The 12,325-nt window shown below is 71.0% G+C and carries 12 protein-coding genes; 11 read left to right on the top strand and 1 reads right to left on the bottom strand.

Annotation, left to right across the window (positions count from 1 at the left end; all coding sequences use genetic code 11):
- Positions 1 to 18 precede the first annotated feature (18 nt).
- Complete coding sequence (locus OG927_RS26715) at positions 19 to 1,215, bottom strand: YihY/virulence factor BrkB family protein (RefSeq protein ID WP_079099382.1); 1,197 nt, start codon at positions 1,213 to 1,215, stop codon at positions 19 to 21.
- 17 nt (positions 1,216 to 1,232) lie between these two features.
- Between OG927_RS26715 and OG927_RS26710 the strand changes: the two genes are divergently transcribed.
- The 11 genes from OG927_RS26710 (at position 1,233) to OG927_RS26660 (ending at position 12,287) form a co-directional block, all read left to right on the top strand.
- A complete protein-coding gene (locus tag OG927_RS26710) occupies positions 1,233 to 2,864 on the top strand; it encodes an acyl-CoA dehydrogenase family protein (RefSeq protein ID WP_330320894.1) in 1,632 nt (543 codons plus the stop codon).
- A gap of 266 nt (positions 2,865 to 3,130) precedes the next feature.
- Positions 3,131 to 4,423, top strand: a complete 1,293-nt coding sequence (locus OG927_RS26705; RefSeq protein WP_056791958.1) for a GAF domain-containing protein — start codon at positions 3,131 to 3,133, stop codon at positions 4,421 to 4,423.
- A gap of 47 nt (positions 4,424 to 4,470) precedes the next feature.
- Positions 4,471 to 5,157, top strand: a complete 687-nt coding sequence (locus tag OG927_RS26700) for a GNAT family N-acetyltransferase (RefSeq protein ID WP_079099383.1) — start codon at positions 4,471 to 4,473, stop codon at positions 5,155 to 5,157.
- A gap of 135 nt (positions 5,158 to 5,292) precedes the next feature.
- Positions 5,293 to 5,376 (top strand): putative leader peptide, encoded by an 84-nt coding sequence (locus tag OG927_RS26695; RefSeq protein ID WP_310591794.1) that lies wholly within the window; start codon positions 5,293 to 5,295, stop codon positions 5,374 to 5,376.
- A 116-nt stretch (positions 5,377 to 5,492) separates the two neighbouring features.
- Positions 5,493 to 7,190 (top strand): nitrite/sulfite reductase, encoded by a 1,698-nt coding sequence (locus tag OG927_RS26690; protein ID WP_319105152.1) that lies wholly within the window; start codon positions 5,493 to 5,495, stop codon positions 7,188 to 7,190.
- Positions 7,187 to 7,366, top strand: coding sequence for a hypothetical protein (locus OG927_RS26685; RefSeq protein ID WP_056791952.1), 180 nt, complete (start codon positions 7,187 to 7,189; stop codon positions 7,364 to 7,366). Before OG927_RS26690 ends, OG927_RS26685 begins: the two co-directional genes overlap by 4 nt.
- On the top strand, positions 7,363 to 8,079 hold the full coding sequence (locus OG927_RS26680; protein WP_124280750.1) for a phosphoadenylyl-sulfate reductase: 717 nt from the start codon (positions 7,363 to 7,365) through the stop codon (positions 8,077 to 8,079). Before OG927_RS26685 ends, OG927_RS26680 begins: the two co-directional genes overlap by 4 nt.
- A complete protein-coding gene (gene cysC / locus OG927_RS26675) occupies positions 8,079 to 8,648 on the top strand; it encodes an adenylyl-sulfate kinase (RefSeq protein ID WP_079099393.1) in 570 nt (189 codons plus the stop codon). The genes OG927_RS26680 and cysC overlap by 1 nt, the downstream gene beginning before the upstream one ends.
- Entirely contained in the window at positions 8,645 to 9,580 is a 936-nt protein-coding gene (cysD, locus tag OG927_RS26670) for a sulfate adenylyltransferase subunit CysD (RefSeq protein WP_056791945.1), read from the top strand. The genes cysC and cysD overlap by 4 nt, the downstream gene beginning before the upstream one ends.
- Position 9,581: 1 nt before the next feature.
- Complete coding sequence (locus tag OG927_RS26665) at positions 9,582 to 10,937, top strand: sulfate adenylyltransferase subunit 1 (protein WP_056791944.1); 1,356 nt, start codon at positions 9,582 to 9,584, stop codon at positions 10,935 to 10,937.
- Positions 10,938 to 11,171: 234 nt separating this feature from the next.
- Entirely contained in the window at positions 11,172 to 12,287 is a 1,116-nt protein-coding gene (locus OG927_RS26660; protein ID WP_056791940.1) for an aliphatic sulfonate ABC transporter substrate-binding protein, read from the top strand.
- The last annotated feature ends 38 nt before the right edge of the window (positions 12,288 to 12,325 follow it).

Below are 12,325 nucleotides of genomic sequence, written 5' to 3'. Positions count from 1 at the left end.
AGGCGCCTCCTGCCCCCGCTACCGCCCATCCTGGTCCCTGGGGGGATTCCCCGGTGTCCCGAAGCCCTTGGTGTCCCGGGTGTCCTTCGTGTCCTTCGTGTCCCGGCCGGTGTGCAGCCGGGACTTCACGTCGTCCGGGGGCAGGAAGCGCGACCAGCGTTCCGGGAATTCGGAGGGCATGCAGACGTCCTCCTCCTCGTCGTCCGCGTAGGCCTCCCACTGGGCCGCCCGGGCACGGGCCACGAGTTCCGCCGCCTGTGCCGCGCGCACCCGCTCCGTCGCCGCTCGTGCGGCGGCCGTGGCCAGTGACGGCCACACGTGGTCGATCGCGGCGTTCACCGCGGCTCCGACGAGTACCGCGAAGGCGGAGATGCCTATCCAGAGCAGGACGGCGATGGGCGCGGCCAACGAGCCGTAGATGGTGGGGCCTTCGACGGTGCTGGTGAGGTAGATCCGGAGGAGGAAGCTGCCCATCACCCACATCCCCAGGGCGACGAGCGCTCCGGGGACGTCCTCCATCCACGGCGAGCGGACCGGCACGGACACGTGGTAGAGCGTCGTGAGGAACGCGATGGACAGGAGTATGACCAAGGGCCAGTACAGGACGGCGAGCACCTCGGTGCCCCACGGGACGAACTCCACCACCCGGTCGGGGCCGACCACCAGCAGGGGCAGCACCACCGCTCCCAGCAGCAGCGCGACCACGTACAGCAGGAAGGCGAGCAGCCGGGTCTTGACGATGCCGCGGTGCCCGTCGAGCCCGTACATCACGGTGATGGTGTCGATGAAGACGTTCACCGCGCGCGATCCCGACCAGAGGGCGATCGCGAAGCCGATGGAGATGACGTCGGGGCGGGCCCCGGTGGTGACGTCGTCCATCAGCGGCCGGGCGATGTCGTTGACGCCCCGCTCGGACAGCACCGTCTGCACCGCGCCCAGGATGTTGCGCTCGATGGAGGCGACCGTGGTGGTGGCCGTCCATTCGTCGACGTAGCCGAGCAGCCCGATCAGGCCGAGCAGCAGCGGGGGCAGGGACAGCAGCGTGAAGAACGCGGCCTCTGCCGCGAGGCCGAGGATGCGGTACTCGATGCACGAGTTGACCGTGTCCTTGAGCAACTGCCACGCCATCTGCCGCTTGGATACGTTGCGGTAGAGGACTCGAGCCCGGTGGAGCCGACCCGGTGGGCGCTCGGGTGTTTCTTTTGCTGCCTGCACCTCCTTACCGTATCGGCATGGCAGCAACGACCCACACAGTGACCAACCAGGTTCCGCCGCTGGTCGGCTATGACGTCTTCGCCACCGACCGTGCCCTGACGGAGGCCGTCGAACGGCACCTGGAGCCCGGGATCCTCGCCGGCGCGCGGACGGAACTCGAAGAGCTCGGCCTCTCCGCCGGCTCCGCCCAGGCCCAGGCGTGGGGTGCGCAGGCGAACGAGAACCCGCCGAAGCTGCGGACGCACGACCGGTACGGGCACCGCATCGACGAGGTGGAGTTCCATCCGGCCTGGCACCGGCTGCTGGGGCACGCCGTCGGGGCCGGACTCACCGACGCCTGGGGCAGGCCGGGCGGGCACGTCCGGCGCGCGGCCGGCTTCCTGGTGTGGACGCAGGCCGAGGCGGGCCACGGCTGCCCCCTGTCGATGACGCACGCGGCCGTCCCGGCGCTGCGGACCGACCCGGCGCTGGCCGCCGAGTGGGAGCCGCTGCTGACCTCGCACGTGTACGAGGAAGGGCTGCGGCCCGCGTCGCAGAAGGCCGGTGTGCTCTTCGGGATGGGCATGACCGAGAAGCAGGGCGGCACGGACGTCCGCTCCAACACCACCCGGGCGCAGCCGCTGGCAGCCGACGGGGAATATCTGCTCACCGGCCACAAGTGGTTCTGCTCCGCACCCATGTCCGACGGGTTCCTGGTGCTGGCGCAGGCGCCGGGCGGGCTGAGCTGCTTCCTCGTACCGCGCGTCCTGCCGGACGGCACCCGCAACGCGTTCGCCGTCCAGCGGCTCAAGGACAAGCTGGGCAACAGGTCCAACGCCTCCGGCGAGGTCGAGCTCGACGGCACCTGGGCCCGCCGGGTCGGCGAGGAGGGGCGCGGGGTGCGCACCATCATCGAGATGGTGGCGGCGACCCGGCTGGACTGCGTGGTGGGTTCGGCCGCCCTGATGCGGCAGGCGGTGGCGCAGGCCGTCCACCACACCGCGTACCGCAGCGCGTTCGGCGGGCTGCTGATCGAGAAGCCGCTGATGCGCAACGTGCTGGCCGATCTGGCCCTGGAGTCGGAGGCGGCGACGACGCTCGCGCTGCGGCTGGCCGCCGCGTACGACGCAAACACGGAGGAGGAGCGCGCCTTCCTGCGGATCGCGGTCCCGACCGCCAAGTACTGGGTGACGAAGCGGTGCGGCGCGGTGGTCGGCGAGGCCCTGGAGTGCCTCGGCGGCAACGGGTACGTGGAGGAGTCCGGCATGCCCAGGCTGCTGCGCGAGGCGCCGCTCAACTCGATCTGGGAGGGCTCGGGCAACGTACAGGCCCTCGATGTGCTGCGGGCCCTGCAACGCGAGCCGCAGGCGCTCAACGCCTTCCTGCAGGAGGTCGGGAAGGCGCGCGGGGCCGATCACCGGCTCGACGCGGCGATCAAGGACCTGCTGACCGAGCTGGCTGATCTGGACGCGGTCGAGGCGCGGGCCCGGCGGCTGGTGGAGCGGATGGCGCTCGTGCTCCAGGGCTCGCTGCTGCTGCGCTGGGCGCCGCCCGAGGTGGCGGACGCCTTCTGCGCCTCACGGCTGGGCGGCGACTGGGGCTCGGCGTTCGGAACGCTCCCGCACAGTCTGGATCTGGCCTCGGTCGTGGAGCGGGCACGGGCCCGGTAGTCCACCGCGGGAAACGACGGAGGGTGGTGCTGCGCCGACACGGCACCACCCTCCACGCTTCTGCACCACCGCACGGCGGGGTCGATGACGCCGCGCACGGTGTTCCGCCATTGTCCGACGACCGGCGCCGTGCCACCAGAGTTGCAAAGGGTTGCAACCATTGTGTGGAGTGCGGGGTAGCGGGACCCTCGGCACGCAAGGATGGGTCTCCTGGGTCCGGTGCCCCGTTCCGGATCGGGCCCACGCCTCATTGGGGGAATCCAGTCATGGAAGCAAGCCCCGTCGCGGCGCCGCGACCGGTGGCCGACCCGTACTCGGCGGCGACCACCCGCCTGGTCCACCGGGCCCGGGAGGCCAGGCTGGCGGGTGAGCGCGCGGCCGCGGGCCCGCGCGCGGAGATCGACGCGTCCTGGAACCGTGCGCTGCGCAGCGGTGTCGATCCCGAGCAGTCGACGGAGAGCAGGCTGCTGGCGACCGAGGAGATCGAGCACCGGCGCAGGAGCACGCCCATCGGCGGGGTGATGCCGCTGCTGCGGGACGGGCTGGCCGTCATCGCGGACGCGACGCGGCAGATCATGGTCGTGACCGACGACGAGGGCCGGGTGCTGTGGCGCCAGGGCCACCCTGCCGTGATGCACCGGGCCAAGGACATCTGTCTGGAGGAGGGGGCCGCCTGGTCGGAGTCGGCGACGGGTACGAACGCCATCGGTACCGCGCTGGCCACCCGCGCCCCCGTCCAGGTCCACTCGGCCGAGCACTTCGTCCGGGTCCTGCACACCTGGACCTGCGCGGCGGCCCCGGTGCGCGATCCGCGCGACGGGCGGCTGGTGGGCATCGTCGACGTGAGCGGACCGGCGTCCGCCTTCCATCCGACGACGCTGGCCCTGGTCGGCTCGGTGGCCGCGCTCGCGGAGAGCGAGCTGCGGAACCGGCACCTGGTGGCGATCGAGCGGCTGCGGTCGGTGGCAGCGCCGATCCTGTGCCGGCTGGGCGGCCGGGCCCTGGTGGTGGACGCCCACGGATGGCCGGCCGCGGTCAGCGGGATGCCGCCCGTGGACCGGCTCCCGCTGCCCAGGTCGATGCGGCCGGGCCAGGTGTGGCTGGCCTCGCTCGGCATGTGCCGCGTGGAGCCGCTGCCGGGCGGCTGGCTGGTGCGGGTCGCGGACGGCTCGCCGGACGGGCCGCCCCGCCGGGTGGTGCTCGACCTGAGCCGGGAGCGGGGGCTCGCGGTCCATGTGACGGGTCCGGTGGGCACGTGGTCCCGCCGGCTCTCACCGCGTCACGCGGAGCTGCTGTACGCGCTGGCCCTGCACCGGGAGGGGCGCACCGCGGCGGAGCTGGCCCAGGACCTCTTCGGCGACCCGACGAGGACGGTGACGGTGCGGGCCGAGATCTCCCGGGTACGGCGCCATCTCGCGGAGGTGCTCGCCCACCGCCCGTACCGCTTCGACGAGGAGGTCGAGGTCGAGGTGGTCCATCCGGACCAGCCGGCCGACCTGCTGCCCCGCTCGACGGCTCCGGTGGTGGTCAGGGCACGTGCGTCCGCCGGTGCGGTGTGAGCGGGCCGGATGGGAGGGCGGGCGGGCGGCATGATTCCCTGGCGGCCATGAGCAACCCCCTGCACGCCCCTGGTCCCCCGGAGTCCGGCTCTGCGGCTGTCCCGCGGTCCGACGCTCCGGCCCCGCCCGGTCCCGAGGAGTCCCCCTCCCGGACGTCCACCTCCGAAGTGACCGTCTGGTCCCTTGAACAGACGTCGCCCACCGATCTGAGCGCCTCCGCCGATCCTCCGCCCGGGGTGCGGATCGTGCGGTCCGGGACGCCGCTGCCCGAGTTCAGCCGGTTCCTCTACACCGCGGTGGGCGGCGACGTCCGCTGGACCGACCGCCTGGGGCTGACGTACGCGCAGTGGCGGGAGATCCTGGAGCGGCCCGGCGGCGAGACCTGGGTGGCGTACGAGAACGGGACGCCCGCCGGATTCATCGAGCTCGACTCGCAGGAGGGCGGCGTGGTCGAGATCGCCTACTTCGGGCTCATCCCGGCCTTCCGGGGCCGCCGGATCGGCGGCCACCTGCTGTCGTACGGGGTGGCGCGCGCCTGGGACCTCGCGGAGCGGCACCCCGGCCGGCTGCCCACCGAGCGGGTGTGGGTGCACACCTGCTCCGACGACGGTCCGCACGCCATGGACAACTACCTGCGCCGCGGTTTCCGGCTCTTCGACACCAGGACCGAACGCGAGCCCGACGTGGCGCACCCGGGGCCCTGGCCCGGCGCGTACACGGAGACCTCGTACTGACTTCCGTACCGGAAAAACAGCTTTGTCGACAGTCCGGACGTGACGGAGACCACAGCGTCTCACAATCCGGGACCATCTCGTCCACATGGTGGATCGTGGTGGACTGGCCCAAGATACGCGTGACACGCTTCCGTCATGTCTGGAACTGGAATTGCCTTGGTGAGTCGGCGGCACGTCGACCTCGGCCGCATGTCCAGCGCCATCTGTCCGGCACGCTGAGAGACTCCAGCACCGCCGCGAACCCAGATCCCCGCATCACCCCTGCGCACCGCCGCGCCTCACGCGAGTGTGCAGTTCAGAGCCGCCCTCCTGCAGTCCCGAAGGACGTACTTGCCATGGCCGCCAACCCCGAAAAGCCTGCTACCGCCACGCCCCGCCGCAAGGCCGGCCGGCACCGTGGCGAAGGTCAGTGGGCCATGGGTCACTTCACGCCACTCAACGGGAACGAGCAGTTCAAGAAGGACGACGACAGTCTCAACGTGCGGACGCGCATTGAGACGATCTACTCCAAGCGCGGATTCGACTCCATCGACCCGAACGACCTGCGCGGACGCATGCGCTGGTGGGGCCTCTACACGCAGCGCCGCGCCGGCATCGACGGCGGCAAGACCGCGGTGCTGGAGCCCGAGGAGCTCGAGGACTCGTACTTCATGCTGCGGGTGCGCATCGACGGCGGACGGCTGACGACCACGCAGCTGCGGGTGATCGGTGAGATCTCCGAGCAGTACGCGCGCGGAACGGCCGACATCACCGACCGGCAGAACGTCCAGATGCACTGGATCCGCATCGAGGACGTCCCGGCGATCTGGGAGAAGCTGGAGGCCGTCGGGCTCTCCACGACCGAGGCGTGCGGCGACTGCCCCCGTGTGATCATCGGCTCTCCCGTGGCGGGCATCGCCGCGGACGAGATCATCGACGGCACGCCCGCGGTGGACGAGATCCACGAGCGGTACATCGGCAGCCCCGAATTCTCCAACCTGCCGCGCAAGTTCAAGACGGCGATCTCCGGCTCCCCCGTCCAGGACGTGGTGCACGAGATCAACGACATCGCCTTCGTGGGCGTCGACCACCCCGAGCACGGCCCCGGCTTCGACGTGTGGGTCGGCGGCGGTCTGTCCACGAACCCGCGGCTGGCCGAGCGCCTGGGCACCTGGGTCCCGCTGGACGAGGTCGCCGACGTCTGGGCCGGTGTCGTGGGCATCTTCCGCGACTACGGCTACCGCAGGCTCCGGACACGCGCCCGCCTGAAGTTCCTGATGGCCGACTGGGGTCCCGCCAAGTTCCGCCAGGTACTGGAGGACGAGTACCTGAAGCGTCCGCTGCTGGACGGCCCCGCCCCCGCCGAACCCTCCTCCCGCTGGCGCGACCACATCGGCGTCCACCAGCAGCAGGACGGCCGTTTCTACGTGGGCTTCGCGCCGCGCGTCGGCCGGGTGGACGGCTCCACCCTGGCCAAGATCGCGGAGCTGGCCGAGGCGCACGGCTCGGGCCGGGTGCGCACCACCGTCGAGCAGAAGATGATCATCCTTGACGTGGAGCAGGACCAGGTCGCGTCCCTGTCCGCCGGGCTGGAGGCGCTGGACTTCCAGGTGAAGCCCTCCAGCTTCCGGCGCGGCACCATGGCCTGCACCGGCATCGAGTTCTGCAAGCTGGCGATCGTCGAGACGAAGGCGCGGGGCGCCGCGCTCATCGACGAACTGGAGCGCCGCCTGCCGGACTTCGAGGAGCCGCTCACCATCAACATCAACGGCTGCCCGAACGCCTGCGCCCGCATCCAGACCGCGGACATCGGCCTCAAGGGACAGCTGATGCTGGACTCCGAGGGCAACCAGGTCGAGGGGTACCAGGTGCACCTCGGCGGCGCACTCGGCCTGGAGGCCGGCTTCGGCCGCAAGGTCCGCGGTCTCAAGGTCACCTCGGCCGAACTCCCCGACTACGTCGAGCGGGTGCTCGGCAGGTTCCAGGAGGAGCGCGAGGACGACGAGCGCTTCGCCACCTGGGCGGCCCGCGCCAGTGCGGAGTCCCTGTCATGAGCGGGCGTGCCGCGCCGTTCTACTGCCCGTACTGCGGTGACGAGGACCTGCGCCCGCACGAGGCCGGGCACGGCGCCTGGGAATGTGCTTCCTGCAATCGCGCGTTCCAGCTGAAGTTCCTGGGCCTGCTGGCCCACGGACTCCAGCGCGACGACGTGGAAGGGGACGGGACATGACGGACACGCTGCACACGGACGAGCTCACCGACGAGGCCCTGAAGGAGCTGGCCGGGCGGGCGGGGCGCGAGCTGGAGGACGCCTCCGCGCTCGACATCCTGAAGTGGGCCACCGACACCTTCGGCAAGCGGTTCTGCGTCACCTCCTCCATGGAGGACGCGGTCGTCGCACACCTCGCCTCCCGCGTCGCCCCCGGCGTGGACGTCGTGTTCCTCGACACGGGTTACCACTTCGAGGAGACCATCGGCACCCGTGACGCGGTCGACGCGGTGATGGACGTCAACGTCATCACCCTGACGCCGCGGCGGACGGTGGCCGAGCAGGACGCCGAGCACGGGCCGAAGCTCCACGACCGCGACCCCGACCTGTGCTGCGCGCTGCGCAAGGTCAAGCCGCTGGAAGAGGGCCTGACCGCGTACGGGGCCTGGGCGACGGGTCTGCGCCGCGACGAGTCCCCCACCCGGGCGAACACCCCGGTCGTCGGCTGGGACGAGAAGCGCCGCAAGGTCAAGGTCTCCCCGATCGCCCGCTGGACCCAGGACGACGTGGACGCGTACGTCGCCGAGCACGGCGTACTGACCAACCCGCTGCTGATGGACGGCTACGCCTCCGTCGGCTGCGCGCCCTGCACCCGGCGGGTGCTGGAGGGCGAGGACGCACGGGCCGGCCGCTGGGCCGGCCGCGGGAAGACCGAATGCGGGCTGCACGGCTGATGACGACTGATCAGGAGATATCGATGAGCGTGACGGAGACGGGAGCCACCGTCTGGCTCACCGGTCTGCCGAGCGCGGGCAAGACCACCATCGCGTACGAACTGGCGGGCCGCCTGCGGGGCGAGGGCCACCGGGTCGAGGTCCTGGACGGCGACGAGATCCGGGAGTTCCTCTCCGCGGGCCTCGGCTTCACCCGCGAGGACCGGCACACCAACGTGGCTCGGATCGGCTTCGTCGCCGGTCTGCTGGCCGCCAACGGTGTGAAGGTGCTCGTGCCGGTCATCGCGCCGTACGCCGACAGCCGTGACGCGGTGCGCAAGCGCCATCTGGCCGAGGGCACCACGTATCTGGAGGTGCACGTCGCGACCCCCGTCGAGGTGTGCTCCGTACGCGATGTGAAGGGGCTGTACGCCAAGCAGGCCGCCGGCGAGATCAGTGGCCTCACCGGGGTCGACGACCCCTACGAGGCACCCGAGTCGCCGGATCTGCGGATCGAGTCGCACCAGCAGACCGTGCAGGAGTCCGCAGCGGCGCTCCGCGCGCTGCTCACCGAGAGGGGCCTGGCGTGAGCACCGTCGCCACCGTGCCGGAAGGCACCGTCCACCCGTACGCGCTCAGCCACCTCGACTCCCTGGAGTCGGAGGCGGTGCACATCTTCCGCGAGGTCGCGGGCGAGTTCGAGCGCCCGGTGATCCTGTTCTCCGGCGGCAAGGACTCGATCCTGATGCTGCACCTGGCACTGAAGGCGTTCGCTCCGGCGCCCGTGCCCTTCACGCTGCTGCACGTGGACACGGGGCACAACTTCCCCGAGGTCCTCGAATACCGCGACCGGACGGTGGCGGAGCACGGGCTGCGCCTCCACGTCGCCTCCGTCCAGGAGTACATCGACGCCGGCAAGCTCCGCGAGCGCCCCGACGGCACCCGCAACCCGCTGCAGACGGTCCCGCTCACCGAGGCCATCCAGCAGCACCGTTTCGACGCCGTGTTCGGCGGCGGCCGGCGCGACGAGGAGAAGGCCCGGGCCAAGGAGCGCGTCTTCTCGCTGCGCGACGAGTTCTCCCAGTGGGACCCGCGCCGCCAGCGCCCCGAGCTGTGGCAGCTCTACAACGGCCGGCACGCCCCCGGGGAGCACGTCCGCGTCTTCCCGATCTCCAACTGGACCGAGCTGGACGTCTGGCAGTACATCGAGCGCGAGGGCATCGAGCTCCCCGGGATCTACTTCGCCCACGAGCGCGAGGTGTTCAACCGCTCCGGCATGTGGCTCACCGCCGGTGACTGGGGCGGCCCCAAGGAGCACGAGAGGGTGGAGACGCGTCAGGTCCGCTACCGCACGGTCGGGGACATGTCCTGCACCGGTGCCGTCGACTCCGACGCCACCACGCTGGACGACGTGATCACCGAGATCGCCGCCTCCCGGCTCACCGAGCGGGGCGCGACCCGCGCCGACGACAAGATGTCCGAGGCCGCGATGGAAGACCGCAAGCGCGAGGGGTACTTCTAAAATGACCGCATCCGTTCAGCCGGCCGAGCAGTCGGCGGCCACCACCCTGCTGCGCTTCGCCACGGCCGGATCGGTCGACGACGGCAAGTCCACCCTCGTCGGACGCCTCCTGCACGACTCCAAGTCGGTCCTCACCGACCAGTTGGAAGCCGTCGCACTGGCCTCCACCAACCGCGGCCAGGAGGCTCCCGACCTGGCGCTGCTGACCGACGGGCTGCGGGCCGAGCGCGAGCAGGGCATCACCATCGACGTGGCCTACCGCTACTTCGCCACGCCCCGCCGCCGCTTCATCCTGGCCGACACCCCGGGCCATGTGCAGTACACCCGGAACATGGTCACCGGCGCCTCCACCGCCGAGCTCGCCGTCGTCCTGGTCGACGCCCGCAACGGCGTCGTCGAGCAGACCCGCAGGCACGCCGCCGTCGCCGCGCTCCTGCGCGTCCCGCACGTCGTGCTCGCCGTGAACAAGATGGACCTCGTGGAGTACGCGGAGCCCGTCTTCGCCGCGATCGCCGAGGAGTTCACCGCGTACGCCGCCTCGCTCGGCGTCCCGGAGATCACCGCGATCCCGATCTCGGCGCTGGCCGGCGACAACGTCGTGGAACCGTCCGCGCACATGGACTGGTACGGCGGTCCGACCGTGCTGGAACACCTGGAGACCGTCCCGGTCAGCCACGACCTGACCGAGTGCCACGCACGCTTCCCGGTGCAGTACGTGATCCGCCCGCAGACCGCCGAGCACCCCGACTACCGGGGCTACGCCGGTCAGATCGCCGCCGGGGTGTTCCGGGTCGGCGAGACCGTCTCCGTACTGCCGTCCGGACGCACCACGACGATCGAGGGGATCGACGCACTCGGCGAGAGCGTCGGCGTCGCCTGGGCACCGCAGTCGGTGACGATCCGGCTGGCCGACGACATCGACGTCTCGCGCGGCGATCTGCTCGCCCCCGCGGACGACGCCCCCGCCGTCACGCAGGACGTCGAGGCGACCGTCTGCCACGTCGCCGACCGGCCGCTCGCCGTGGGCCAGCGGGTGCTGCTCAAGCACACCACCCGCACGGTCAAGGCGATCGTCAAGGACATCCCCTCGCGGCTCACGCTGGACGACCTGTCCCAGCACCCCGCACCGGGACAGCTCGTCGCCAACGACATCGGCCGTGTCGTGGTCCGTACCGCCGAGCCGCTCGCGCTCGACGCCTACGCGGCCTCCCGGCGCACCGGTTCGTTCCTCCTGATCGACCCGGCGGACGGGACGACCCTGACGGCCGGCATGGCGGGCGCCTCGTTCGCCGCCGTCACCGCGGGTGCCGCCGAGACCGCCGGCACGGCCGCCGACGACGCGGAGTGGGACTTCTGATGAGTACGGACTTCTTCTCGACCTTCGCGAAGGAGGGCGGCCGTGTCGGCAGCGGCGCCCTCGGCAGCGGCCAGGGCGGGGTCGGGCGATGTGCGTGATGACGTACGCGCACTGCCTGCGCGCCCGCTCGTACCATCCGCACCACCAGGTGCGGCGAAGACCTGCCGACTTCCCGGCCGCGCTCCCCGACTTCAGAGGGACGTGAGCACCGGGCCACCGAGAGGAAAGCCTCCCGTGTCTGCCCCCCGTACCACCGTTCGCCGCAGCATCGCCGCTGCCGCCGCTCTGCCGCTGCTCGCCGTGGCGCTCACCGCCTGCGGCTACGGCTCCGAGGCGAAGGACGACGACGCCGAGAAGTCGAACGTCTCCGCCGACGGAAAGAAGCTCTCCGCGGACACCGTGAAGATCGGCTACTTCCCGAACCTCACGCACGCGACCGCCCTGGTCGGCATCCAGGAAGGCCTCATCGCCAAGGAGCTGGGCGGCACCACGGTCAAGCCCTCCACGTTCAACGCAGGGCCCTCGGAGATCGAGGCGCTCAACGCGGGCTCGATCGACATCGGCTTCATCGGCCCCTCCCCCTCGATCAACGGCTTCACCAAGTCCCAGGGCAAGAACCTGCGGATCGTGAGCGGTTCGGCGTCCGGCGGAGTGAAGCTGGTCGTCAACCCGAAGAAGATCAAGACGCTGGACGACCTCAAGGGCAAGAAGATCGCCACCCCGCAGCTGGGCAACACCCAGGACGTGGCGTTCCTCAACTGGATCTCCGAGAAGGGCTGGAAGGTCGACGCCCAGAGCGGCAAGGGCGACGTGTCCGTGGTCCGCTCGGACAACAAGGTGACTCCGGACGCCTACAAGTCGGGCTCCCTGGACGGCGCCTGGGTCCCGGAGCCGACCGCGTCCAAGCTGGTCGCCGAGGGCGGGAAGGTCCTGCTCGACGAGTCGTCGCTGTGGCCCGACGACAAGTTCGTGATCACGAACATCATCGTGTCGCAGAAGTTCCTCACCGAGCACCCGGACGTCGTCGAGGCGGTGCTGCGCGGCACCGTGAACACCAACAAGTGGATCAACGCCAACCCGGACGAGGCGAAGGCCTCGGCCAACGCCGCGCTCGAGGAGCTGAGCGGCAAGGCGCTGCCCGCCGAGGTACTCGACCCGGCGTGGGAGTCCATCCAGATCACCGACGACCCGCTGGCCGCGACGCTCCAGTCGCAGGCGGACCACGCGGTCAAGGCCGGTCTCCTGGAGAAGCCCGACCTCAACGGCATCTACGACCTGAAGCCGCTGAACAAGATCCTCGGGGCCGCGGGTCAGCCCGAGGTCGCCGACGCCGGTCTCGGCGTCAAGTAACCGACCGGTCCGCGATTCGGATTCCAGGATTCCCAGGA

The organism is Streptomyces clavifer (assembly GCF_036345975.1).
Lineage (GTDB): Bacteria > Actinomycetota > Actinomycetes > Streptomycetales > Streptomycetaceae > Streptomyces > Streptomyces clavifer.
The sequence above is the reverse complement of the archived record's forward strand: the minus strand, read 5'-3'. Positions and strand labels throughout refer to the sequence as shown.